Source organism: Succiniclasticum sp., from assembly GCF_056977735.1.
In genome coordinates, this window is the sequence record NZ_DBMCWA010000005.1 from 90,192 (window position 1) to 114,124 (window position 23,933).

Genomic DNA, 23,933 nt, shown 5'->3' on the forward strand with positions numbered 1-23,933 from the left:
AGTCCTTGCCTCCTTATTCGATCACACGCGGAACTTTGAATCCGTCATTATGCACCGCCGGCGCATTCTTCAGCGCGTCTTCGTGGGCCACGCCTTCCTGCGGCACGTCTTCCCGCAGCACATTGTACAGAGGAAGAATGCTGAAGGTAGGTTCGATACCCGTGGTATCAACTTTTTCCAAAATATCCGCGTAGTTCAGAATCTGGTTGAACTGTTCTGTAAACTTGGGCATTTCCTCGTCTGAAATTTCCAGCCGGGAAAGAGCAGCGATGTATTTCACATCTTTTTCCGTTACTTTCATTTTTTCACCATCCTAAATATCATTAAGCGTTACGCCCGAAAAAAACATACATGTTATTATATCACAATTTACATATGTAAGAAAGAACTGTCAGGAATTTTCTTCCAAACCGTCAAAGAGATTTCCTTCTTCTGTCAGGGAAAGGTCTTCTTTCTTTTCTGTAAGAACCGCGTCCGCAACAGCAGCCGTTTCCTGTGCACCGTCGGAAGCAATACCCTCTGTTATGGAAACCCTTCTATCTTTTCCCCCTTCAGTCGTTTCCTCCGTTCCGCCCAGCAGACGCAGGAATTCAGCTTCGTCAATAATCGCAACGCCTAAAGCTCTGGCTTTTTCCAGCTTACTGCCTGCTTCAGAACCCGCAATCACATAATTTGTTTTTTTACTTACACTGCCACTGACTTTGGCCCCCACATCCTGTGCCATGGTTTGTGCCGTCGCCCGGTCCAACGTAGGCATTGTTCCCGTAAACACCAGCGTCTTTCCGTAAAACGGATGTTCCTCATTGACATTCCGGGTCTGCATTTCCATATTCAGTCCGGCCTGTTTCAGGCGGGCTACCAGCTCCTGATTCTGCGGATTGGCGAACCAGGTCACCACACTTTCCGCAACGACAGCGCCGATATCTTTGATGCCGGTCAGCTCTTCGGCTGACGCTTCCATCAGGGCGTCCATGCTTTTATACTGTAACGCCAGCAGCCGCCCGCCTTTAGCACCGATATGCCGGATCCCCAGCGCGAACAGAAGCTTATCCAGCCCCTGCTGTTTACTTTTTTCAATGGCTTTTAACAGATTGTCAGCAGATTTTTTCCCCATGCGCTCCAATGTCAGCAGTTGTTCTTCTTTCAGCGCATATAAATCGGCCGGGGTTTTTACCAGATCCGCATCAATCAGCTGGCTGATCACCGCCGGACCGCAGCCTTCGATGTCCATGGCGTCCCTGGAGGCAAAATGGATCAGTCCTTCCCGTCCCAAAGCGGGACAATGGGGATTCGTACAGCGATAGGCAGCTTCCCCTTCTTTGCGAATTACCGCCCAACCGCATTCCGGACATTCTTTCGGCATGACGAACGGAACTGCGTTTTCCGGGCGCAGTGCTTTCACGACCGACAGTACTTCCGGGATGATTTCCGCCGCTTTGTTAATGATTACCGTATCACCAATACGGATGTCTTTTTCCTTTATGAAGTCTTCATTATGCAGGGTCGCACGGCTTACGGTACTGCCGGACAGTCTGACCGGTGTCAAGACCGCCGCCGGGGTCAGCACACCGGTACGTCCCACCTGGATTACAATATCTTCCAACTTCGTCCGGGCCTGCTCCGGCGGATACTTATAGGCAATGGCCCAACGGGGATCTTTTCCCGTGGCGCCCAGCAGCTTCTGCTGCCACACCGCGTTGACCTTCGCCACCGCTCCATCCGTATCATAGGCCAGTTCACGCCGGCGTTGGTCGTGCTCTTCAATAAACTTTAATATTTCTTCTTTGGAATGGGCCACGCACCAGTGTTCCGGCGTGGTGAATCCGTATTTTTCCAGACTGCGCAGGCATTTTTCCTGGGTTTCCGGTTCCTCAGGCCCTACCAGGTAATAAGCAAAAAAGCTGAGGGAACGCCGTGCGGTTACAGCGGGATCTAATTGCCGCAGACTGCCGGCCGCCGCGTTACGGGGATTGGCAAATTCCGTTTCCCCGGCCTCGATCCGTTCTTCGTTCAGACGCAGAAAGGCTTCCCGCGACATATACACTTCGCCACGCACATCCAGCAGTTCCGGCGTTTCCTCGCCTTCCGGTACACGCAGCCGCTGGGGGATGCTTCTAATGGCACGGACGTTGGCCGTCACATTTTCCCCAACTTCCCCGTCTCCCCGGGTAGCGGCCCGTACCAGCCAGCCGTTTTCGTAAATCAGGCTGCAGGCCAGCCCGTCGATTTTCGGTTCCAGCACATAACTGACTTCCGTTCCTCCAGGCAATGCATTCCGCACCCGCTGATCAAAGTCCCCCATTTCCCCGGCATTATACACATTGCCAAGGCTCAGCATGGGAACCATGTGTTTCACCTGTGTAAAGCCCGGTGCCACATAGCCGCCGGGACGCCGCGTAGGAGAATCGGGAGGTACTTCGTCCGGATACAGCGCCTCAATGGAACGGAGCCGGTTCGTCAGCGCATCGTACTCCGCATCGCTGATCTCCGGTGCATCCAGCACATAATACTGGTATTCGTGATGCCGGATCTGCATACGAAGGGAATCCGCTTCCTGCAACAGTGACTCTTTTGTATCCCCGTTTTTCAATTCTGCAGCTTTATATAGTACCGTGTCTTTGTCTTCCATAATCGTTACCTGCTCCATTCAATTTTCCGGTCACAGTTTTTTCAACATGGCGTACTTTGTCAGCAGGCTCCTGATTCCCGCGCCGACAAACGCCACCTTAACTTCCTGACCATCTGAAGAGTTTTTTACACCTACAATGGTTCCTTCGCCCCATTTTTTATGACTGACCCGGTCGCCGATAACAAAGTCCGCCGCAGCCCCTGCCGGTTTTTCCGGTACAAAGTCCGTATGGATTTTACTGAACAGGCCGCTGGTCTTTTTGCTTTCTTCCTTAAACCGGTCGCTGAGGGAAGCGTTGACCCGATTGTCCGAAACCGTCCGTTTGCCCTGGCCGCTGCCGATAACGGTCCCGCCTTCCCCATTGCAAGTGTTTCTGCCACGGCCGTAGCCAGATTGCCCGTAACTGCCGTTCCGTCTATATTCGGACGAGCTGTAACCGCCGCTCTTATACCCTTCCGTATTTCGGAATCCCGCACTTACCAGAGAAGGCCGGTGATACTCGTGCACCAGCTTTTCCGGAATTTCTTTCAGAAAACGGGATGGCATGGAATAATTTGTCTTTCCGTATATGGTACGGGTCTTAGCCCCCGTCAGATATAAAATCTGTTTGGCCCGGGTGATACCCACGTAACATAGCCGTCGCTCTTCTTCCATCTGTTCGTCGTCCATCAGACTGCGGGCATGGGGAAACAGTCCTTCTTCCATCCCCGCCAGAAACACCACCGGGAACTCCAGCCCTTTGGCAGAATGCAACGTCATCAACGTAAACTTGTCATTATCCAGTTGAGCATCGTCAATATCAGAAACCAGTGCTACATGTTCCAGGAAACGGGCCAGCGTTTTTTCTTCCCCTTCATCCTTCAGAAAATCCCGGGCCACACTGATCAGTTCCTGCAAATTTTCCGCCCGGCTTTCCGACTGCGGCGTCCGTTCAGCCTGCAGTTCTTCCAGATAACCCGTCTTATGGATCACATCGTCAATGAGTTGTTCTATCGGGACAGAATCTGTTTCGGCCATAAGGTCAAAGAGGATGCCGCTCATTTCTTCCAGTTTACTGATGAAGCGGGAGCTCAGTCCGGGTACCGCCGCTGCGTTCGTAATCACTTCAAATAAAGAAATCCCCCGGACATTGGCATAGTCCTGCATCTTGTTGACAGTAGCCTGCCCGATGCCCCGTTTAGGCACGTTGATGATGCGCAGCAGGCTCAGTGTATCGTAGGGATTGTACAGCAGCTTCAGATAGGCCATTACGTCCCGGATCTCTTTACGGTCGTAGAATTTGACGCCGCCTACCATGCTGTAGCTGATTCCGCTTTTGATCAGCATTTCTTCAAACACACGGGACTGGGTATTGGTACGGTACAGCACCGCCATATCCCCGTAGGAAAACCGCCCGCTGCGGATCAGCCTCTGCGCCTGCTCCACCACGAAACGGGCTTCGTCCCGTTCATCCATGGCGTTATAATACGTGATGGCCGTCCCCACAGGATTGTTCGTCCATAACTTTTTCGGCTTGCGTCCTGTATTGTTTTCGATTACCGCATTGGCCGCATCCAAAATTACAGTAGTCGAACGGTAATTCTGTTCCAGCTTCAGCAGCTCTGCTTTGGGATAATCTTTTTCAAAATCCAGAATGTTGCGGATGTCCGCTCCCCGCCAGCCGTAGATGCTCTGGTCTGCGTCGCCTACCACGCACAGGTTTCCTTCGTCCCCCGCCAGATACCGGGTCAGAAGATACTGGGCCCGGTTGGTGTCCTGGTATTCGTCAATCATGATATAACTGAAGCGCTGCTGATATTTTTCCCGTACGTCCGGGCATTCCGCCAGAATCTTGACGGAAAGCATCAGCAGGTCGTCAAAATCCATGGCGTTATTGGCCAGAAGACGTTTTTCATATAACGTGTAAACCTCTGCTGCTTTCTGTTCGAAAAAATCCCCCGCCAGTTTAGCAAAATCCGCAGCATTCTGCATCTGGTTCTTGGCGTTGGAAATCGCGTTCTGCAACGCTGCCGGCGGAAAACGCTTTTCATCCAGATTCATGTCCTTCAGGATAGATTTTAATAAATTTTTCTGGTCTGCCGCATCATAAATCGCAAAATTGCTTTTATGGGTTCCCAGCACCTCAATTTCCCGGCGCAGGAAGCGGGCACAAAATGCGTGGAAGGTGTACAGCCACACGTCTTTCGCCGCGGGGCCTACCATGGCGTCCACACGGGAACGCATCTCCCTGGCAGCTTTATTGGTAAAGGTAATCGCCAGAATTTTATAGGGTGGCACACCCAGCTCCAGCAGATGTGCGATACGGCAGGTCAGCACTTTGGTCTTACCGCTGCCTGCCCCTGCCAGGATCAGCATCGGTCCGTTTATATGTTCCACCGCAGCTTGCTGCTGCGGATTCAGGTTGGTAATACTGTCGTTCATCAGGTCCTCCAATATATGTAATCTGGACAGATATTCAGTCTTTTTATTTTACCACAAAGCACAGGTTTAAAAAAGTAATATTGTGCCGGTAAACTCTTTGAAAAAAGCAGAAAACACACCTCTGCCACATCAGTGTGGAACAGAGGTGCGTTATGATTATTGTATACGCAATCTTTTTGTTTTTGGTTCACTACATTTAACAAGGTGGAAGCTTAAAAATCCGGGGTCTGACAACTTCAAAGTTATTTCTTAATTTTACGGATCGTTTCTTCCATTTTACCCATCTTCTTTTCCAGCGATTCTACTTTCTTCTGTGTCAAATCAACTTTCTTTTCGATGGCAACCGTTTTTTCACGCAGTGCTTCTACCTGGTCAATCGTAGCATGCTGCATTACTTTACCGGCTTTTTCCGCTTCCAGAATGGGCTGGTAGCGTTCTGTTTCCGCTTTGATCACATTGGCCAGGATCAGCAGGGAAATCAGGTTCGGGATGGCCATCAGCGCATTGAAGATATCCGCCAGGTTCCAAACCAGTTCCAGGGTCTGGGTTGCACCGATATAGGTAATCAGGCAGAAGATTACACGGTAAACCACATTGAATTTGGCGCTTCCGAACAGGTATTCAAAACATTTTTCACCCTGATATTCCCAACCCAAGATGGTGGAGTATGCAAACAGTACAATACCGATGGATACGATATATCTGCCAACGGGGCCTACAAATTTTTCAAATGCGGCAATGGTCAGGGTCAGGCCGGAAAGAGCCACACCCTTTTCATCTACGGCGCCCAGCATACCGGAAGAAGCAATGACCAGACCGGTAATGGAGCAGATTACGATGGTATCAAAGAACGTACCGGTGGAGTTGATATAGCCCTGGCGTACAGGATCATCCGTGTGTGCAGATGCCGCAACGATAGCAGCAGAACCTAAACCGGCTTCGTTAGAGAAGCAACCACGGGCTACGCCATAACGCATGGCGTTCATCACGCTTACGGTAATAGCGCCCAGCACGCCGCCGCCAACCGCCTGAGGATTAAATGCCATAGTGAAAATCAGGTACAGACCGTGGGGGATTTCCTGCACGTTAGCCAGAATACCTGCCAGACCGCAGACTACATAGAACACGGCCATAACCGGAACAACTACGGAAGCCACTTTGGAAATGGACTGGATACCACCCAGGATGATGATCATGCACAGGATGACCAGTGCTGCGCCGGTAGCTGCTACCGGAACGGCAAAGGTTTTATCCAGCGCCGTGGAAATGGAATTGGCCTGGGTCATGTTGCCGATACCAAAAGAAGCAAGCACGGTAAACAGAGCAAACAGGAAGCCTAAAATCGCGCCCAGCTGCTTATTGGAGAAACCGTTTTTCATGGTGAACATGGGACCGCCCTTCATTTCACCCTTTTCGTTCACCTCACGGTATTTGCTGGCCAGCATACATTCCGCATACTTGGTGGTAATTCCGAACGCTGCGGAGAGCCACATCCACACCAGCGCCCCGGGACCGCCTGCAAACATCGCCGTCGCAACGCCCACGATGTTGCCGGTACCGATGGTGGCCGACAGTGCAGTCATCAGCGCGTTGAACGAAGAAACGTCGCCTTCGCCGCCGGCCTTTTTCTGGCGGGCATCCTTGCCGATTACACTTTTAATCGAATACGGCAGGTTCCTCCATGTACGGAAATTCAGTTTAAATGTCAGGTAAATACCGGTACCTACCAGCAGGACCAGCATGGCAGGACCCCATACGAAGCTGTCTATCGCTCCTACAATCTCATTAATCGCTTTCCAATCCATAATTCACCAGTTCCTTTCTCCTGCAAATTTTTGTTGACAACGGTTTTTTCTGAATGCCTTTACGGGCAGGCGTTTCCGTTATCCGCTGTCATCCCGTTCATGAAATCCTTTCATCCCGGACACCCCTCATTCTGATTTGGACCCTTCATAAAATAACCGGCCTCTGGAAATTTCCACAAGGCCGGCAATATTTATATGCGCTGCTGCTGTAAGATGGTGTTGCCATCTCTACCGTCCCTGTCCTTTTGCCTGAGAGATTGGAACCGTTCCCGCCTTTTCTGCGAGTCCATCCCTTGCCCCTTCGGCTCCCAATTGAATGGGTATCTCCAGAGTTGTGTCCGCATGCGGTTTCGTGTTCCTCAGAACGCCTGATAGTGTTACTCCTTCGGCATACCGGAAGGTTTCAACCGGTATTTTTCCGCATACATCATGCACCCGTTATTCAATTCTAATATTTCCTAATATGAGACAATTTTAAACAATTGTCATAAAAAAATCAATAGATTTTCGCAAGTATACGTGTATACAATGAACATGCCGGTTTTACCACGACAATATTTCCGCGCCGCTTTCCGTCACCAGCACCGTATATTCCCATTGGGCGGAGAGACCGCCGTCTTCTGTGTACACCGTCCAGTTGTCCGCTTCATCAATGAAAACATTTTTCCTGCCGGTGTTGATCATGGGCTCAATGGTAAAAATCATGCCGGGCACCAGCAGCATACCGGTTCCTTTTTTGCCCACATGGGCCACAAACGGATCCTCATGGAATTCCACTCCAACCCCATGACCTCCGAACTCTTCCACCACGCTGTACCCATGCTTGCGGGCCAGCTGGGAAACTGCCGCGCCGATATCTCCCAGGTGTCCCCAGGGCTTTACCGCCGCCAGCCCCCGCTTCAGACATTCTTTTGTAATCGCCACCAGGTCTTTAGCCCTCTTGTCCACCCGTCCGATTTCAAACATACGGGAAGCGTCTCCGTAATAATTGTTCAAAATCGTTGATGCATCAATATTCACGATATCCCCGGAACGCAACACCACTTTTTCCGAAGGAATGCCGTGACACACCACGTCGTTAATGGAGGTGCAGACACTTTTGGGAAAACCGCAAAAATTCAATGGTGCCGGAATCCCCCCGTGGGCCACCGTAAAATCGTAAACGATCCGGTCAATCTCTTCCGTCGTCATGCCTTTTCTGACATGTTTTGCCACTTCATCCAGCACAGCGGTATTCAATTTGCAAGCTTCCCGGATCCCGGCAATCTGTTCCGGCGTCTTGATCATCTGGCGTGTAGGCACTTCTTCCCCTGCCAGCTGATGCAACCGGATCTCATCTTCAATTTCTTTATGGCAATCTTCATACGGCTTGCCACTGCCGCACCAACACAACACTTCGCTCATCGCGTCCTCCAAAAAAACATTAAACCATTTCTCTGTCTTTTCCTAAAAAATAAAAAACATTTGCAAACTGTCACAAATAATAAATTATTATATCATTCTTTGTGAAAATATGGTAGAATACATTGGCATTACCAAAAAATATTTGAAAGAGCAGATTCATATGCTTTCTGCAACAGACCCAAGAATTCCACCTGCCAGACAGGAGCAGAACGAATCCTCAATAATTCACCGGAGGTTTTTCACTTTATGGACATCAGTCAGATTCCTTTTTATTTCAGTGAATATATCATGCATTTTGACAAATACATCCCCGTGGTCATGGCATCGTACGGTTCATTAATTTATTTTATTTTGTTCATGATTATCTTCTGCGAAACCGGTCTGGTCGTTACGCCGTTCCTTCCGGGAGACTCTCTGCTGTTCGCCTGCGGTGCCCTGTCCGCTACCGCCAACAGCCTGCATTTCGGAACCCTGTTTGCCATTTGCCTGGCAGCTGCGATTTTAGGCGATACCAGCAACTATTGGATAGGAGAAAAATTCGGACAAAAACTGTTGGAAAGCCATAACCGGCTGATCAAACCGGAACATGTGGAAAAAGCGCAGAAGTTTTATGAAAAACACGGCCACAAGGCCATCTTCCTCTGCCGCTTCGTACCCATTGTCCGCACTTTTGCTCCCTTTGTGGCAGGTATCGGCACCATGCATTACACCACTTTCCTGCACTATAACGTAATTGGTGGTCTGACCTGGGTCGGTCTGTTCACGGGCGCCGGTTACTTTTTCGGGAACATCCCTTTCGTGAAAGAAAACTTCTCCCATGTAGCCTTAGGCATCATCATCGTTTCCGTACTTCCTATCGTATATGAATTTGCTAAAGCGAAAATGGGGAAAGAATAAACTGTTTTTTTTGTTTTTATTTTTTCAAGAACGTGATCAGTTTCTCCGCTTTCTCTTTCCAGTCTTCCGCATAAGGCGCACCGCCCTGTGCGGATTCTTTTTTGCCGCCGCCTCTGCCGCCGAAAATCTCATTGGCTTTAGAAATGATGGTTTTGCAGTCGCCTGCCCCACCGTCTCCCAGGCCAAACATGTAATTGACACGCTCCCCGTTGTGATAAATCACAGCCACCACCGTATTGGGAACATCCGTCAGTTTCCCGAACAACGTTTTTGCGTCTTTCGGCTCGTATCCGTCCTTAACCGCAGCCGCGATTTTGCAACCGGAAGAATTGACCGGGGCTTCTTCCAGGATCGTTATGATTTCCGATTCCTGAATCTGCTTTACGGCAGCCCGCAGCCTTTCCTTCAGTTCCGCAATCTCATCTTCCAATCGTCCGATGCCTTCGCAGACTTTTTCTTCCTTCGTGCTCAGCATGTTCCCGGCTTCCTGGATGTAACGCATCTTTTTCCGGGCATCCTCCAAGGCCCAGCGCCCGCAGAGGAATTCCACCCGGGTACCGCTTTTGTGCTTTTCAATTTTCGTAATTTTTACCAGCCCCACCACGCCGGTTGACGTTGGGTGCGTGCCGCAGCAGGTACAGATATCCCCGTCCTGTACCGCCACCACCCGCAAAATACCGGTCAGCTTATCATTTTTCTTCCGCATGGGAAGTTTGTTCACTTCTGTATGGGGCAGATAGGAAACTGTCACCGGTCGGTCTTCCCAGATATGCCGGTTAGCCAGATCCTCTGCCTGAAAGGCTTCCTCCAGCGTAACTTCCTTGTCCAAATCGATAGTTACCATGCGTTCGTTCATATGGAAACCCACATTGTTAGCGCCAAACAATTTAAAGAAAGCATAAGAAAGAATATGTTCCCCGCAATGCTGCTGCATATGATCCAAGCGGTCAGTCCAGTTCACCTGCACCGCAACTTTACTGCCCACAGGAAATTCCTCCACGCACTCGTGGATAATTTTTCCTTTTGTTTCCCGCACATGTTTTACTGCAGCGCCGTTTATCGTTCCCGTATCACTGAGCTGGCCGCCTCCTTCCGGGAACAGCACCGTCCTGTCCAGTACAACCGCAAAGCCCTGAGGAGCCTGCTCGCATTCCAACACTGTGGCTTCACAGGTTTTTAAATTGGAATCCCGTTCAAATAATTTTTCTGTCATGATTTTCACGTCTTTCTTTTGATAATTTTTTAAACAAAGTAAAACATATAAATACAAATCCAGCGTTCTATAAAGTTAGCGCCTGTGTCACCATTTTACCAAAAAAAGCAGCCGATACGTCTGCTGTACCGACTGCCTTGTCGTTGTTTTATATAAGCAAAACTTATTTCACTTCCGGCTCAAAGATTCCTTCGTTGTCATCCCACAGCACGACTTCATCAGATGCCAGCGAGTTTTTTACATCAATTACCCGCTGGTTGCTGCTGCCCCGGAAGCGAAGCTTCAAATCTTTTTCTTCCAGATGGAATTCACCGTCTACCAGAATATCTATCAGATCCAGCAACTGTTTTGTAGTTTCCCATGGGCCTAACTTGCCGGCCAGAATATCTTTTTCAAAATCGTAGCCGGTGTAGCACCACACGGTTTTGCCAGGATACAGTTCCTTAAACTTTTGCACTACATGCAACACTTCCGGCTGGTTCTCCGGTTCGAAAGGTTCGCCGCCCAACAGGGACAGACCTTCGATAAAATCATGATTACAGGCCCTTAATAAAGCATCAAGCACCTCCCCGGTAAAGGGTTTCCCATAATTAAAATCCCAGGTTTCCGGATTAAAGCAGCCCCGGCAGTGATGGCGGCAGCCGCTGACGAACAGGGACACCCGCACGCCGGGTCCGTTGGCAATATCGTGACGTTTTAACATAGCGTAGTTCATTTGCTATCCTCTTCCTCTGTCTTCCGGCTGCAAAGCAGCAACCATCATAAGTTATAAAACAGACCCGATAAAATGCTACAGGGCTGTTCCGTTTTTTACAGGTGTAACACGCGGGCCTTGATTTCTTTTGTCTTGCCTACGTTCCAGAAGTTTTCACCCAGATATCCGCAGGTACGGCGGGTCACGTTCATCTTGGCATGGTCTTTGTTATGGCACTGGGGGCATTCCCACTCGTTGTCATCGTTGATGATGATCTCCCCGTCATAACCGCAGACCATGCAGTAATCGGATTTCGTATTGAATTCCGCATACTGGATATGGTCATAGATAAACTGTACTGCCGCCTCGATTGCTTTCGGATTATTCTGCATGTTGGGAATTTCCACATAGCTGATAGCGCCGCCGGAAGACAGCTTCTGGAATTCGCTTTCAAATTCAAACTTGGAGAACGCGTCAATATGCTCACGCACATCAACATGGTAGGAATTGGTGTAATACCCTTTGTCAGTAATATCTTTGATGGTTCCGAAGCGTTCCTTGTCAATACGGGCAAAACGGTAGCAGAGGGATTCCGCCGGCGTGCCGTACAGAGCGAAACCGATGTTGGTCTCCGCCCTCCAGCGGTTACATGTCTCCCGTAAATGCTTCATTACACGCAGGGCAAAGTCCTTGCCTTCCGGTGCAGTATGGCTGCAGCCCTTGACCGCTTTTGTCATTTCATACAGGCCGATGTAACCCAGGGAAATGGACGAATAGCCGCCATACAGATATTTATCAATGACCTCACCTTTACCCAGACGGGCAATAGCGCCGTACTGCCAGTGAATGGGGCTTACATCGGAGTGGACGCCCTTCAGCGCGTTATGGCGGCACATGATGGCTTCAAAGCACAACGCCAGACGTTCATTCAGCAGTTTCCAGAATTTCTCTTCGTCGCCGCCGGACAGGATGCCGATCTGGGGCAGGTTGATGGAAACTACACCTTGGTTGAAACGGCCTTCAAATTTATAATTACCGTTTTCATCCTTCCAGGGAGCCAGGAAGCTGCGGCATCCCATGGGACTGAATACATTGCCTTCATAGTTTTCCCGCATTTTTTTCGCGGAAATGTAATCAGGATACATGCGTTTGGCACTGCATTTTACCGCCAGGTGAGTCAGGTAATCGTACTTCCCACCTTTCAGGCAGTTGTTTTCATCCAGCACATACACCAGTTTCGGGAACGCAGGAGTTACATATACGCCTTTTTCGTTCTTGATGCCCTGCAAACGTTGCCGGATGATTTCTTCAATGATCATGGCGTTTTCTTCAATGTACGGATCTTCTTCCCTCAGATACAGGAACAGGGTCACGAAAGGAGACTGGCCATTGGTGGTCATCAGCGTGTTGATCTGGTACTGGATCGTCTGCACGCCGGCTTTTAATTCCTCGCGCAGGCGTTCATCCACTACTGCTTCGATCATCTTCGGATCCGCATCTTCACCCAGCGTCTGTTTGGCACGTTCCAGGAATTTTTCCCGGCTGCGGCGCAGGTATTTGCCCAGATGCCGCACATCAACGGACTGACCGCCGTACTGACAGGAAGCAACGGAAGCAATGATCTGGGTCATCACGTTGCAGGCAACCTGGAAACTTTTGGGCGATTCGATCATCTTCCCATTCATCACTGTACCGTTATCCAGCATGTCACCGATATTAATCAGGCAGCAGTTGAAGATCGGCTGGATAAAATAATCCATATCGTGGAAATGAAGCACGCCTTCATCATGGGCCTTGGCAATTTTCTCCGGCAAAATCACACGACGGGTCAGGTCCTTGGAAACCTCGCCGGCAATCAGATCCCGCTGAGTAGAGGCCATGATGGCATTTTTATTACTGTTTTCTTCCATAACATCTTTGTTGCTGTTACGGATCAGGGTGAGGATGGATTCGTCGGTCGTATTTGATTTACGGACCAGCGCCCGACGGTAACGGTATATAATGTAGGCTTTTGCCAGATCGAACTTTCCGGCTTCCTGAAGCTGCCGTTCCACAATATCCTGGATATCCTCCACCAGCAGACGGGGACGATTCTTCCCATGCACATATTCCGCAATCTCTTTAATCTTGCTTTCTTCAATGCGACAGTCTTCCTCTACCGCAGCATTAGCTTTTTCAATAGCCACTACAATCTTTTGCGGATCAAAATCAACCGTCGTTCCGTCGCGCTTAATAACTTTCATCGCCACAAATTCCTCCAGTTTATAATATTTAGAAGTATTGTAGCATGTTCTTTTCATCTTGTAAACTACATATTGTTGTGTTTGCCAATTTTTTTCTTTTTTTGTTTCAATATCTTGTGGTTTGTAAACACCCGCCTGTGAATAACGTGTGGATAAATTCATTTTTTTGTGGATAAACTGGTTTTTGTTGTGAATAAATGAAAAAAGGCTGACACAAAACGTAGGGAACGTTTTTGCATCGCCTTTTCTCTTGCACCGTTACTGTTTTATATTTTGTATTTGGATGGTTTTACACCGGTAAAACTTTTTTCCAGAATGGGTACGTGCTCAGCACCACCACAATAACCAGCACGATAAAATCTATCAGTGTCAACGGTTCCTTGGGCATATTTTTATATGTATTGGCGCCGAATCCCCGCAGTTCCATGGAAAGGGCCAGTGTTTCTGATTTGGCCACAGCGCGCATGACCAGCGGTCGAATTACCACCACATAGGACAACAGGCGTTTCAGCGCGTTGCCCCGGTTGGAATAGCCCCGGCAGGACTGGGCATCCAGCGTAATAGCGCTGTCCTCTAAAAAATTCGGGACAAAACGCAGGGCCGCCGTCAGCATAAACGCATATTCCACCGGAAGATGGAACCGGTCTACCAACGCTTTGGCAATGCTCTGGATACGGGTTGTGGCCAGCATGCACAAAAAGGCAAGGGTCATAACCAGCATGCGCAGACCGCCGAACAGGGCCACATGCAGAGGTGAGCCGAACAGCAGCTGCAACAGGATCATCATACCGGTGAATACGCCTAACCCGCCGATAGCCGCCAACATGGTCTTGCTGCGTTTGATATACAGTAAAAGAACTAACTGGAGCACCAAAATCGTTGCCACCGCTTCCAACGGCAGAATAAATACCCAGGCAGTCACTGCCAGCGTGACAATAATCCAGGTAAAGGCATTCAGTTTCATACTGCATCGCCCCCTTTCTGCACCACCTCGCAGAATTCTTCACAGGTAGCAGCAGAAATTCCCAGTCGGGAAGCCAGCACGGAAACCGGGGGACGCCGCAGTCCCCAGCGCTCCACAGGCTGATTACCCTCGAACAGTTCCTGCGGCGTACCGCTGAAGACCAGATGTCCGTCTGTCAGTACAATGGCCCTTCTGGCATATTTCCGCACTACATCCATATCATGGGTAATCAGGATAATGGTTGTTCCTTTCTCTTCATTCAGCGCTTTCAGATATTCCATCATGGCAACCTGTTCCACTGCATCCTGCCCGTTGGTAATCTCATCCAGGATCAGCATGCGGGGATTCAGGGCCAGCGCTGCCGCCACACCCAGGCGCCGTTTCTGACCGAAAGAAAGGATGCGTGGATATTTTGCTTCCAGCCCTTTCAGCCCCATCGCTTCCAGCGCAGCTTTCACATTGGTTTTAATATTTTCCTCCGGCAGCTTTTTTACACGGGGACCGTAAGCTACTTCTTCATACACCGTATCCGCCAGAATCTGCAAATCCGGATTCTGGAACACATACCCGACCTTGTCTGCCAGATCGGCAGGCTCATAGTTTATAATATCTTCCCCGTCCACGAGAATCTGCCCGCTGCGGGGATGGTCCAGGGCCATAAACATGCGGGACAGGGTTGTTTTGCCGCTGCCGTTATGCCCCAGCAACGCTACGAACTCCCCATCTTCGATTCTGCAGTTGATATCGAACAGCACCGGGATGCCACGGCGATAGGCAAAATTGATCTCTTTTGCTTCAATCATGCCCTCACCCCTCTTCCAAATCCTTTAGCCTGCAATTCTTTTACTGCTTCATCGGCAGACCGCCATAAATCAAACTTCTGCATGGTCTTCTTTTCCAGATTACATTTTACCTGCCACAAATCCGGAAGCAACGGCCGCAATTCTTCCTCTTCGTAGATACGGGATACCACTTCTTCGCAAGGCCCCTTGGCTGCGATTTCCCCATGGTTTACAGCAATTATGTCTGTCATGTAGGGCAGTACAAATTCAAGCCGGTGCTCCACCACAATAAATGTGGTGCCATGCTCTTTGTTGATTTTATCCAATAATTTATATAAGCTCTCGCCTCCGTCCGGATCCATGGCGCTGACCGGCTCGTCCAGCACGATGATTTCCGGATGAACTGCCAGCAGAGAAGCCAATGCCAGACGCTGCCGCTGCCCGCCGGACAGTTCGTCCAGCTGATAGCTTTCCCGTCCCGGAAGGCCAACATCTTCCAACGCCTGACGGGTGCGTTCTTCTGCTTCTTCCGGTGGGAACCCGTGGTTCAGCAGGCTGAAGGCCACTTCCTCCCCCGCTGTCAGAGACACCAGCTGGCTCTCGTAGTCTTCCAGCATCAGGCCCAACTTCATGGCAAGATCGGAAACTTTTTTGCCCTTTGTGGTTTCCCCCAGCACTTTAATCTCGCCGGAATAATCACCGCCGGAATAAAAGGGGATGATGCCGGCCATAGCTTTGCACAATGTTGTTTTACCTGCGCCACTGGGACCGATGATTACGGTAAAGGAACCTTTTTCAATTTCTAAATTAATGTTTTTCAGAACAAGGTCAGAACGAAGATATTTGAAGTAAAAATCAGAAACAGTAACCACCGGGTTCATCTATCTTCGCCCCCTTCCTGTGCATAAAACAGTTTCTTCACAGGGCGGAACAACCCAAAGGTAATCAGACCGTTGAGCACGCCGACCACTGCCACTACCGGCAGCATGGCAAAAATCCACACCTTAAGCGGTAAGCCCAGCACCAGTTTCAAAATGAACGTAAATACGCCGCCGGACACAAAGGTGGAGGCAAAACCGGTAATAAAAGGCGTCAGCCGCCAGTCTGCCATATGGCAGAGCGCAAAGGCTTTGATCAGCAGACAGCAGGTCGTGGCCCCGCTCAACTCGCTGGCAATGTTGCCCAGCGGAAACGCAGACTTCGATGAGGGAATCAGCGTCAGTCCGGCTATAAATCCAATACCTATCGCCCGTTTCAGAGGCGGACGGGTCAAATTGATTACGATGGAATACATGGCAATCGTCCAGTTTGGAGTAACACCGCCCACATTGGGACTGACTGTATGTAAAATGATTCCGATGGCGAACAGCATGGCTGTGATGGCCACCCAGCGGTACCCTTCCTGGTTTGCTTCCACATGGGTCAGGGCCGGTACCGGTTTTAATTCCTTTTCAGGTTCCGGGATCTTCAGCATTTCTTCCATAATATAATTCTCCGTTCTTTCAGTATCGTCAGGAAATATGGTTACATTATATATCAGAATATCAATGAAGTCTATCTTTAAATTAGTTGGAAAAGTTATTTTTCTGTAGTATAATTTGAAAAAGCGATTTGAATTACGTAAGGAGCCTTTATATATGTTAAATAATCTGCTTCGTGATATCGTCGTCCTCAGCCTGACCTTTATTGTAAACTTCCTGATTGTCTCCACTTTCTGGGGACTGGTGGAAATTTTCTCTCCCATCCGCTGGCAATGGCTGCTGGACGGGATGAATTATTTTGCTATTCCTCTTACAGAAACAAATATCATCATTGTACTGTCCGTCCTTACCCTGCTTATCCCATGCCTCCTGTACCGTACCCGGATCATGCAGCGTTACCTGTGCTGGTCCATGAACTGCCAGCGCCCCACGGGAATCGCAGGGGAACAGCTGAAACAGGCCATGTCCATCGTTTGCCGGAAAGCGGGGTTAGATATCAACGACTACAATTTATATGTTTGTAATATGAAAGCATTGAACGCCTTTGCCGTCGGCAGCAATAATATAGCAGTTACGGGACCCCTGCTAACCAATATGCCTGTAAACGAAATTGCCGGCATCCTGGCCCATGAGATGGGGCACATCCAGAACAGGGATACCAGCACTGCCCTGCTGACCAGTACCATGAGTTCCTTCGGAAACCTGGTAGTACGTATTTACAGCTTTATCACTCTGGCTCTCCAGATTGTCAGCTTCATTCCTGTCATAGGCTGGTTTACCGCTCTCATTTCCTGGTTCTTTCTGATCCAGATATGGCTGTTCCAGTTCCTGATGCAGCTGCCGTTGCACATTATCACCATGTTCAGTTCCCGTCAGGACGAATATGAAGCGGACCTGTACGCATGCAAAATCGGATTAGGCGTAGAATTGTACAATGGCCTTCTTTACATCAGCCAGGGAGAATCGCAGATGGGATTTGCCGCAAGGATCCTGAGCAGCCACCCCGCCACGAAGCAACGATTGGATCGGATACGCAACTATGTAAACGCCAATTACAATTATATAGCATAATGTTTTTCAAATACGCAGAAAGCAAAACGCGGACAACAACTCCTCTCCCCCCCGCTCTGCTACGACGACATCGTGCAAGCAAGCTTGCATCCGCCGTCTAAAACGTCGCGATGGGGCAAACCATTCCGGAGTTATCGTCCGCGTTTTTACATTGACTATTTACATAAAAACTTACTCAGAAATATAAGGAGACGCTGATTAAAGACTTCTCACATACTTTGCTGCCGCCAGTCCTGCCACAGCCCCTTCGTAAGCCGCTTTTACCACCTGCAGCAAACCGCCGGTGCAGTCTCCCGCCGCGTACAGTCCCGGCACATTGGTAGCCATGTTCGCATCCGTTACGATACGGTTGTTTTCCGTACCGGCCCCGATTTTGCGGGCCAGATCCACGCTTCCGGCCGTTCCCAGCGCAATAAACAGGCCTCTCACCGAAATAACAGCCCCGTTTTCGGTACGAATGCCGCTCACCCGTTCCATCCCGCCGGCATTATCCGATTCCACAGCAGTTACAATTTCCCGGTGTACCTCAATCGTTTCCGGAATCTCTACCGTCGGCTCTTTTCCGTTAGTAAACAGCATAACTTTAGTGGCATGGGGCAGTAAAATCTCCGCCTCATGCAGAGCGTATTCCCCTTCACCCAGAACTGCCACGGCCTTTCCCCGGTAAAAGAACGCATCACAGATTGCGCAATAGCTTACACCTTTTCCTTCCAGTTCTTTGAGTCCCGGGATCTTCGGCGCCAGCCGGGTGCTTCCCGCAGCCAGCACAACCGCTTTCGCATCAAAAGCCTGTCCCGGTGTCTGGACTACCAGTCCGGTAAAATCGTCATTCATGGCGAGGCCTACCACTTCACCTTCAAAGAACGAAACGCCTAGCCGTTTCGCCCCGGTAATTCCGTTTGCCTCCAATTCTGCCCCGGTCACCGGTTCCGCCAGACCATAATAGTTTTCAATTTTTTCTGCTTTTGCCAGCGCTCCGCTGCCCCGGCTGATCACCGTCACATCTGCGCCGGCACGTTTCGCATACAGGGCCGCAGAAACACCTGCAGGACCGCTGCCGATAATTACAATATCCATTATAGTATCCTTATTCAAACAGTTTCAGTACATTTTCTTTTGGCTGATACCCTACTGCCGTACCTGTCAGTTGTCCGCCTTTAAACGCCGCCAGCGTAGGAATGCTCATGACATTGAACAACTGGGCCAGCTCCGGATTTTCGTCTACATCTACCTTACAGACTTTCAATTCCGGATGTTCTTCCGCAATCGTTTCCACTACGGGAGCCATCATACGGCAGGGACCGCACCAGGTTGCCCAGAAGTCTACCAGCACCGGTTTATCCGCCTTCAACACTTCATCTTTAAAATTATCTTTGTTAAGTACCGTTACCGCCATTTTCAATCCCTCTTTTCTTTTACACTTATTACACTTATAATACTATTTTACCGCACCATGTCCGGCAAAACATTTTCTAGCCAAAGCCCGTGTTATTCCTTTTCCGGTTCCGGCAGGAAAAAAGATGCAATAAGGCCAATCAGACCGGCAATCCAGAAAATCTGCAAAGCCGGTACCAGGCCCCACCTGTCTGCCGCCCCGCCGACCAGCGGTGCGAAGATTCCACCCAGTGTTGTTGTCAGCCCCAACGTAACGCCGGAAGCAAATCCCGCATTTTTGGCAAGATACGTCTGCCCTAATACAACAATCGGACTATACGGCATAAATATAGACACCGCCGCTGGTATCAGCAGCGCCGTCGCGATCCGGGCATCGGTCGTATGGGTCAGCAGCAGGTAAGCAGGCACCATACAAAAAAACGCAGCCCGGATTATTTTCACATAACCAAATCTGTCGGCTAGCAAACCTCCGCCAAAGGTAATACAGGCTCCCATGGTAAAAAGGATTGACAATGCTGTGGTTCCCTGCGTAGCGGAAGTATGCAGTACCGTCATCCAGTAAATCGGGATAAACGTATTGCTTAACGTAAAACCAACAGATCGTGCAAAGATTGGAAAAGAAAGGATTGCGAAAGACTTCCAGTCATTCTCTTTACTTTTCTTTTCCTGTTTCTCCGTTTGCCGGGTGTCTGACAAAGATACCTGCCGCAATACATGCGGCATTTTCCTCCAGAGAGCAAAAGCCAGAACCGTATTAACAACACCAAACAACAACAGGGAATGTATCCCCAGTTTGTACGCACAGATACCCGCTGCAATCGGTCCGATGGCAAAACCGGCATTTCCGCCCACGGAAAAAGTTCCCAATGCCTGACCCTTCGCTTTCGCTGCAATCCGGTTTACCATCAGCGCAGCCTCCGGATGGAACACCGCACTGCCGACGCCGCAAAGCATGGCCGCGGCAAAAATAGCATAAAAAGAAGTACAGAATCCCATAACCGCAACGGCGATTCCGCAAAGCAACGTGCCCAGGGGTATGAACCATGGGCGGGAAATGCGGTCGGAATAATAACCGAACAACGGTTGTAACACAGAAGCTACCAGCACGTTAGCAAAAATCAGCGTTCCGGCAGCCTGGTAGGATAAATCGTAATTGCGAATAAAATACGGCAACAGAGCCGGAATTGCTCCCTGGCACCAGTCCACCGAAAGGTGACCCAACGAGAACAGGTACACGGCGGGATCTATTTTTTTCACGTTACATCATGTCCTTCATTCTTCAATCACAACTTTTGTGCCCACACGCACGTACTGCTTCAGTTCGTTCACATTCTGATTTTGCAGACGGATACAGCCCTCTGAATCCCGGGCCCGCATTACATCAGGCTTATGGGTGCCGTGGATACCGATACCGCCCCAGGCCCCTTTACTCATTTCGTCCGTATTAATACTGATGAACCATGGACCGTAGGCGCCCTTGATTTCACCTTTGCCGTCACCGAAATCATGTGTCCAGCCGGACGCGTCATCAATTTCATCTACATAAAAGGTACCCGTAGGTGTTTTCATGTCGCCGCGTTTCTGTTTCTGTCCCGGATTTTTTCCAATAGTGCAGTCGTACGACTTGATCACATTGTTTTTATCATCCAGCAGATACAACGTAAAGGCACTCTTTTTAATATAAACCGAATACTTTTTCTGATCCGCATTCTGTTTGATCAGCGTCTGTTCTTTCTTGGCCTTTTCTTCCGCTTCCTTTTTGGCCTTCCCGGCAGCTTCCTTCGCCTTCTTTTCCGCTTCGGCTCTGGCTTTTTGCTCTGCCTCTTCTTTGGCTTTCTTTTCTGCTGCAACCTGCTCCGGCGTTTTCTTGGCTTCTGTTATTTTTGTTTTTTCTTTCGGCTTTTCTTCGTTTGTGCATCCTGTTATAGCTGCCACAGAAAACATCATCAGTACCGCCAGCAGCAACGCCGTAATTTTAGACAGTTTACCATTTTCTCTCATGATACGCTCTCTTTCCGGAACGTCTAATTGTCAAAATAGACTTCCTGACCCACTCCCGTTTATCATCCGGTTTTTATAAAAAGAAAGAGCTATTCCGCAAGCGCTTCTTTGAGGAATAACTCTTTGACTGCTTATCATTCTTTGATTGTAACGACCGTTCCGACCTTCACAAACTTTTTGATTTCTTCAATATCGCTGTTCCGTACCCTCACGCTGCCTGCCGAGGAAGCCCGGCCCAGTCCTTCCGGTTTGTTGGTGCCGGAAATACCGATACCGTTCCATTCGCCCTTGCTCAGTTCCCGTGTATCCAGGGTGATGAACCACGGACCGTAAGCTCCTTTACCGTCTTCATCAGAAACCCAGTCGGAAGACGGATTAATTGATTCAACTTTAAAGGTTCCTACCGGCGTCCTTGCGTCCCCGGTTTTGGTCTTCTGCCCCGGATTACGGCCTACCGCACAGTTATATTCTTTTATAGGGGTCCCGTTATCCAGCAGGGAGATCCGGTATGCGCTTTTGGTAATCACAAGGCTGTAAGTATGACTCGTTGCAGGCTGTGCCGCGGCCTTGGCCTCTTCCACTTTTTGCTTCTGCACTTCCGCTTTCTTTGCGATCTCAGCCTGCCCTTTCTGTTCAACTTTCTCTGTCTCCGTCAGCTTGGGCTGGGCATTATCCGCAAAGAAAGGCGCCGCGCTTAACTGATTGTAGGTACCGCTGACAATCAGGATCAAAAGACCCGCCGTAACAACTTTCCCAACGGTGCTTTGGCGCATCCAGCGCATCAGGATTGCGAGATAGGCTAACATATATACAAAAATATTAGGCTTTGATTTTTTCATTAAATCACACCTTTACTGTCAAAATGTATGAAAAACAGCATCCTCAAAATAAATAACCTCTACAGCTTTATTATACCATAAATCAACAACATATAGTATAGTAAATCCTTATATTTAACAAAAAAGACACAATGATATCACCAGCCAAAGAACGCTATAATGGCAAGTAACACGATTACAAATCCAAGCAATTTCAGATTATCTTCTTTTGTGCAGGAAATAAAGGTCTTAAACTTCTCACCCATAGCAACCGTCCCTTCCGGCAGTATCGAAGCCTGCAAAATAATAGTCATGTAATCAGCTAATAAACAGTCAGGTAAATCTGTTATTTTCTATATTAGTTATATCATATAGATTATAGTAGAATTCGGTGTAAAAGTCAATTTACTAATTGAGCAGTAGTATCAATAACGGTACGGTTCCGGCTGTTGTAATCAGATACAAAAGCAAGCCTAACAGAAAATGCAAGATCCGGTGTTCCTTTTCCCGCCTTTTACGGAAGAGGCAGAAAACCGACAGGCAAAGATACAGGACAAAACACAGGAGAGCAATCAGGCACAGCGGCAGGATAAATTCCATCAGGCTCATATGCCCTTTGCGGACAATTCCGTCTACCGTGGAAGGAGTGCTGAGATAGGTCAAAAATGCCAGGGCACCGCCAATGGAAAATACCAATGTTATCATTCCGCTCAGCCACGACAGAAGATAATAAGTCCGGAGTTTCATAGCACACACCTCCACGCCCATTACATCTGAAAACCATTTGCCGTTTTGTGTCGCTGTTTTTTCTATCATACCATTTTTGACGGGCACCCCGCAACGCCATATAATATGATATAATAAAACTACTATAATAAACCCGGAGAAAAAATGCCTACTATGAAAAAGCAGCTTACTCTTTGCGCTACATTAATATTTATACTGTTCCTGTTCTTCGGCTGCAGCGCCGCAGAAAAAGGAGCAAACCAGACAGAAAAAACAGCAGAACCTGCTGCGGACACCTGGTCCACGGAAAAAGGAGTCCGGCTGCTGGCGGATGCCCTCACCGACAAACTGAGCCTGGAAGAAAAGATCGGCCAGATGATGTTTGTGGGAATTGATGGGACAACGCTTACAGAAAACACGAAAAGAACGCTTAGTTCCATGCACGTGGGCGGCGTTATTCTGTTTGACCGGAATATGGAACACAGGGAGCAGGTGAAAACGTTAAACATGTCCCTGCAAAACCTGGTCCTGAACTCGTACAGTCTTCCCCTTTTCCTTTCAATTGATCAGGAAGGGGGACTGGTTACCCGGATGAAACAGCATGCCTATACCGCGCCTCCAGCTGCTGAAATCGGCGCAGCAGGCAAACCGGACGATGCTTACAAACATGCAAACAACACCGGGAAGGACATTCGCGAACTGGGCTTCAACCTTGATTTTGCCCCGGTGTTAGACACCGGAAGCCGTATGCACGGACGCACCTACGGAACCGCGCCGCAACAGGTCTCGTTATTCGGGGAACAGGCCTGCCGCGGATTACGGGACAGCGGCGTGCTGTTTACCATTAAACATTTCCCGGGGATGGGCCGCAGCGAAACCGACCCACACACAGAGAAATCTGTCGTGAACGTACCACAGGAAACTATTTTGCAGGAAGACCTGCAGCCATTCCGCCATATCATCGACCAGTATCCACATCATCAGTTCATGGTGATGGCCGGTCATATCCGTTATCCCGCGTTTGATTCTAAACCTGCCAGTCTTTCTCCGGTCATCCTGAAAGAACTGCTGCGGAAGCAGCTGGGCTATCAGGGCATTGTTATTACCGACGACCTGGACATGGGCGCTGTCAGCGAAGGCTATGCACCGGAAGAAATCGGCATCATCGCCACCCAGGCCGGAACAGACATACTGTTAAGCTGTCACAACCCGGAAGTGCAGCAGCGTATTTATCGCAGCACGCTGCAGGCCGTGAAAGACGGGAAAATCGCTTTGGCTGATATTGATGCCTCTGTCCGCCGGATCGTGTATTGCAAACTGAAAAATTTAACTGATACGGACCAACGGGAGAAATTATATAAACAGCTTCTTGAAAAAGAACGGGCATAA

The 23,933-nt window shown here is 49.2% G+C and carries 21 protein-coding genes, 1 pseudogene and 1 riboswitch; of the genes and pseudogenes, 3 read left to right on the plus strand and 19 right to left on the minus strand.

Annotated features, from left to right (window positions below; all coding sequences use genetic code 11):
• Positions 1 to 13 precede the first annotated feature (13 nt).
• The 5 genes and pseudogenes from gatC to ACZOWY_RS04205 form a co-directional block, all read right to left on the minus strand.
• Positions 14 to 301 carry an Asp-tRNA(Asn)/Glu-tRNA(Gln) amidotransferase subunit GatC gene (gene gatC, locus ACZOWY_RS04185; protein WP_093729875.1) on the minus strand — a complete coding sequence of 96 codons (288 nt, stop codon included), beginning with the start codon at positions 299 to 301 and terminating at the stop codon, positions 14 to 16.
• A gap of 90 nt (positions 302 to 391) precedes the next feature.
• A complete protein-coding gene (gene ligA / locus ACZOWY_RS04190) occupies positions 392 to 2,629 on the minus strand; it encodes an NAD-dependent DNA ligase LigA (RefSeq protein ID WP_484393234.1) in 2,238 nt (745 codons plus the stop codon).
• 30 nt (positions 2,630 to 2,659) lie between these two features.
• Positions 2,660 to 5,050, minus strand: a complete 2,391-nt coding sequence (gene pcrA, locus ACZOWY_RS04195) for a DNA helicase PcrA (protein ID WP_484393235.1) — start codon at positions 5,048 to 5,050, stop codon at positions 2,660 to 2,662.
• A 395-nt stretch (positions 5,051 to 5,445) separates the two neighbouring features.
• Positions 5,446 to 6,855 (minus strand): annotated as a pseudogene (locus tag ACZOWY_RS04200) (alanine/glycine:cation symporter family protein); the annotation flags it as partial.
• Positions 6,856 to 7,082: 227 nt separating this feature from the next.
• Positions 7,083 to 7,195, minus strand: a riboswitch (glycine riboswitch).
• Between the two features lie 203 nt (positions 7,196 to 7,398).
• Positions 7,399 to 8,259: a methionyl aminopeptidase gene (locus tag ACZOWY_RS04205; protein WP_484393236.1), complete on the minus strand. Its 861-nt coding sequence runs from the start codon at positions 8,257 to 8,259 to the stop codon at positions 7,399 to 7,401.
• Positions 8,260 to 8,505: 246 nt separating this feature from the next.
• Between ACZOWY_RS04205 and ACZOWY_RS04210 the strand changes: the two genes are divergently transcribed.
• Positions 8,506 to 9,156: a DedA family protein gene (locus tag ACZOWY_RS04210; RefSeq protein ID WP_484393237.1), complete on the plus strand. Its 651-nt coding sequence runs from the start codon at positions 8,506 to 8,508 to the stop codon at positions 9,154 to 9,156.
• A gap of 16 nt (positions 9,157 to 9,172) precedes the next feature.
• On the opposite strand, the gene ACZOWY_RS04215 is transcribed toward ACZOWY_RS04210, so the two are convergent.
• The 7 genes from ACZOWY_RS04215 to ACZOWY_RS04245 all read right to left on the minus strand — a co-directional run bounded on the left by ACZOWY_RS04215 (position 9,173) and on the right by ACZOWY_RS04245 (position 16,535).
• Positions 9,173 to 10,369, minus strand: a complete 1,197-nt coding sequence (locus tag ACZOWY_RS04215) for an alanyl-tRNA editing protein (RefSeq protein WP_484393238.1) — start codon at positions 10,367 to 10,369, stop codon at positions 9,173 to 9,175.
• A 163-nt stretch (positions 10,370 to 10,532) separates the two neighbouring features.
• Positions 10,533 to 11,084: an anaerobic ribonucleoside-triphosphate reductase activating protein gene (gene nrdG, locus ACZOWY_RS04220; RefSeq protein WP_484393239.1), complete on the minus strand. Its 552-nt coding sequence runs from the start codon at positions 11,082 to 11,084 to the stop codon at positions 10,533 to 10,535.
• Between the two features lie 95 nt (positions 11,085 to 11,179).
• Positions 11,180 to 13,306, minus strand: coding sequence for an anaerobic ribonucleoside-triphosphate reductase (gene nrdD / locus ACZOWY_RS04225; RefSeq protein ID WP_484393240.1), 2,127 nt, complete (start codon positions 13,304 to 13,306; stop codon positions 11,180 to 11,182).
• 289 nt (positions 13,307 to 13,595) lie between these two features.
• On the minus strand, positions 13,596 to 14,270 hold the full coding sequence (locus tag ACZOWY_RS04230) for an energy-coupling factor transporter transmembrane component T (RefSeq protein ID WP_484393241.1): 675 nt from the start codon (positions 14,268 to 14,270) through the stop codon (positions 13,596 to 13,598).
• The gene (locus ACZOWY_RS04235; protein WP_484393242.1) at positions 14,267 to 15,073 is read right to left on the minus strand and encodes an energy-coupling factor ABC transporter ATP-binding protein; all 807 of its coding nucleotides are present in this window, start codon (positions 15,071 to 15,073) and stop codon (positions 14,267 to 14,269) included. Before ACZOWY_RS04235 ends, ACZOWY_RS04230 begins: the two co-directional genes overlap by 4 nt.
• Complete coding sequence (locus ACZOWY_RS04240; RefSeq protein WP_484393243.1) at positions 15,070 to 15,933, minus strand: energy-coupling factor ABC transporter ATP-binding protein; 864 nt, start codon at positions 15,931 to 15,933, stop codon at positions 15,070 to 15,072. The genes ACZOWY_RS04235 and ACZOWY_RS04240 overlap by 4 nt, the downstream gene beginning before the upstream one ends.
• Positions 15,930 to 16,535, minus strand: coding sequence for a tryptophan transporter (locus tag ACZOWY_RS04245; RefSeq protein WP_484393244.1), 606 nt, complete (start codon positions 16,533 to 16,535; stop codon positions 15,930 to 15,932). The genes ACZOWY_RS04240 and ACZOWY_RS04245 overlap by 4 nt, the downstream gene beginning before the upstream one ends.
• Before the next feature lie 154 nt (positions 16,536 to 16,689).
• Between ACZOWY_RS04245 and ACZOWY_RS04250 the strand changes: the two genes are divergently transcribed.
• Positions 16,690 to 17,604, plus strand: coding sequence for a M48 family metalloprotease (locus ACZOWY_RS04250; protein ID WP_484393245.1), 915 nt, complete (start codon positions 16,690 to 16,692; stop codon positions 17,602 to 17,604).
• 198 nt (positions 17,605 to 17,802) lie between these two features.
• Here ACZOWY_RS04250 and ACZOWY_RS04255 read toward each other — a convergent pair whose 3' ends face one another.
• The 7 genes from ACZOWY_RS04255 to ACZOWY_RS04285 all read right to left on the minus strand — a co-directional run bounded on the left by ACZOWY_RS04255 (position 17,803) and on the right by ACZOWY_RS04285 (position 22,565).
• Positions 17,803 to 18,681, minus strand: coding sequence for an NAD(P)/FAD-dependent oxidoreductase (locus ACZOWY_RS04255; RefSeq protein WP_484393246.1), 879 nt, complete (start codon positions 18,679 to 18,681; stop codon positions 17,803 to 17,805).
• A 10-nt stretch (positions 18,682 to 18,691) separates the two neighbouring features.
• A complete protein-coding gene (gene trxA, locus ACZOWY_RS04260; protein WP_484393247.1) occupies positions 18,692 to 19,006 on the minus strand; it encodes a thioredoxin in 315 nt (104 codons plus the stop codon).
• 86 nt (positions 19,007 to 19,092) lie between these two features.
• The gene (locus ACZOWY_RS04265; RefSeq protein ID WP_484393248.1) at positions 19,093 to 20,256 is read right to left on the minus strand and encodes an MFS transporter; all 1,164 of its coding nucleotides are present in this window, start codon (positions 20,254 to 20,256) and stop codon (positions 19,093 to 19,095) included.
• Positions 20,257 to 20,271: 15 nt separating this feature from the next.
• The gene (locus ACZOWY_RS04270) at positions 20,272 to 21,000 is read right to left on the minus strand and encodes a L,D-transpeptidase (protein WP_484393249.1); all 729 of its coding nucleotides are present in this window, start codon (positions 20,998 to 21,000) and stop codon (positions 20,272 to 20,274) included.
• 134 nt (positions 21,001 to 21,134) lie between these two features.
• On the minus strand, positions 21,135 to 21,839 hold the full coding sequence (locus ACZOWY_RS04275; protein WP_484393250.1) for a L,D-transpeptidase: 705 nt from the start codon (positions 21,837 to 21,839) through the stop codon (positions 21,135 to 21,137).
• Between the two features lie 137 nt (positions 21,840 to 21,976).
• On the minus strand, positions 21,977 to 22,132 hold the full coding sequence (locus ACZOWY_RS04280) for a hypothetical protein (protein WP_484393251.1): 156 nt from the start codon (positions 22,130 to 22,132) through the stop codon (positions 21,977 to 21,979).
• 94 nt (positions 22,133 to 22,226) lie between these two features.
• Positions 22,227 to 22,565: a hypothetical protein gene (locus ACZOWY_RS04285; RefSeq protein ID WP_484393252.1), complete on the minus strand. Its 339-nt coding sequence runs from the start codon at positions 22,563 to 22,565 to the stop codon at positions 22,227 to 22,229.
• A 144-nt stretch (positions 22,566 to 22,709) separates the two neighbouring features.
• Between ACZOWY_RS04285 and nagZ the strand changes: the two genes are divergently transcribed.
• Positions 22,710 to 23,933 (plus strand): beta-N-acetylhexosaminidase, encoded by a 1,224-nt coding sequence (gene nagZ / locus ACZOWY_RS04290; RefSeq protein ID WP_484393253.1) that lies wholly within the window; start codon positions 22,710 to 22,712, stop codon positions 23,931 to 23,933.

Coding starts and splice junctions, on each gene's coding strand:
- nrdD (WP_484393240.1), bottom strand. CDS start 13,306: ATGAAAGTTATTAAGCGCGACGGAACGACGGTTGATTTTGATCCGCAA.
- ACZOWY_RS04235 (WP_484393242.1), bottom strand. CDS start 15,073: ATGATTGAAGCAAAAGAGATCAATTTTGCCTATCGCCGTGGCATCCCG.
- nrdG (WP_484393239.1), bottom strand. CDS start 11,084: ATGAACTACGCTATGTTAAAACGTCACGATATTGCCAACGGACCCGGC.
- nagZ (WP_484393253.1), top strand. CDS start 22,710: ATGCCTACTATGAAAAAGCAGCTTACTCTTTGCGCTACATTAATATTT.
- ACZOWY_RS04250 (WP_484393245.1), top strand. CDS start 16,690: ATGTTAAATAATCTGCTTCGTGATATCGTCGTCCTCAGCCTGACCTTT.
- ligA (WP_484393234.1), bottom strand. CDS start 2,629: ATGGAAGACAAAGACACGGTACTATATAAAGCTGCAGAATTGAAAAAC.
- ACZOWY_RS04210 (WP_484393237.1), top strand. CDS start 8,506: ATGGACATCAGTCAGATTCCTTTTTATTTCAGTGAATATATCATGCAT.
- ACZOWY_RS04280 (WP_484393251.1), bottom strand. CDS start 22,132: ATGACTATTATTTTGCAGGCTTCGATACTGCCGGAAGGGACGGTTGCT.
- ACZOWY_RS04270 (WP_484393249.1), bottom strand. CDS start 21,000: ATGAGAGAAAATGGTAAACTGTCTAAAATTACGGCGTTGCTGCTGGCG.
- ACZOWY_RS04205 (WP_484393236.1), bottom strand. CDS start 8,259: ATGAGCGAAGTGTTGTGTTGGTGCGGCAGTGGCAAGCCGTATGAAGAT.
- ACZOWY_RS04230 (WP_484393241.1), bottom strand. CDS start 14,270: ATGAAACTGAATGCCTTTACCTGGATTATTGTCACGCTGGCAGTGACT.
- ACZOWY_RS04215 (WP_484393238.1), bottom strand. CDS start 10,369: ATGACAGAAAAATTATTTGAACGGGATTCCAATTTAAAAACCTGTGAA.
- ACZOWY_RS04245 (WP_484393244.1), bottom strand. CDS start 16,535: ATGGAAGAAATGCTGAAGATCCCGGAACCTGAAAAGGAATTAAAACCG.
- ACZOWY_RS04285 (WP_484393252.1), bottom strand. CDS start 22,565: ATGAAACTCCGGACTTATTATCTTCTGTCGTGGCTGAGCGGAATGATA.
- gatC (WP_093729875.1), bottom strand. CDS start 301: ATGAAAGTAACGGAAAAAGATGTGAAATACATCGCTGCTCTTTCCCGG.
- ACZOWY_RS04240 (WP_484393243.1), bottom strand. CDS start 15,933: ATGAACCCGGTGGTTACTGTTTCTGATTTTTACTTCAAATATCTTCGT.
- pcrA (WP_484393235.1), bottom strand. CDS start 5,050: ATGAACGACAGTATTACCAACCTGAATCCGCAGCAGCAAGCTGCGGTG.
- ACZOWY_RS04255 (WP_484393246.1), bottom strand. CDS start 18,681: ATGGATATTGTAATTATCGGCAGCGGTCCTGCAGGTGTTTCTGCGGCC.
- ACZOWY_RS04275 (WP_484393250.1), bottom strand. CDS start 21,839: ATGAAAAAATCAAAGCCTAATATTTTTGTATATATGTTAGCCTATCTC.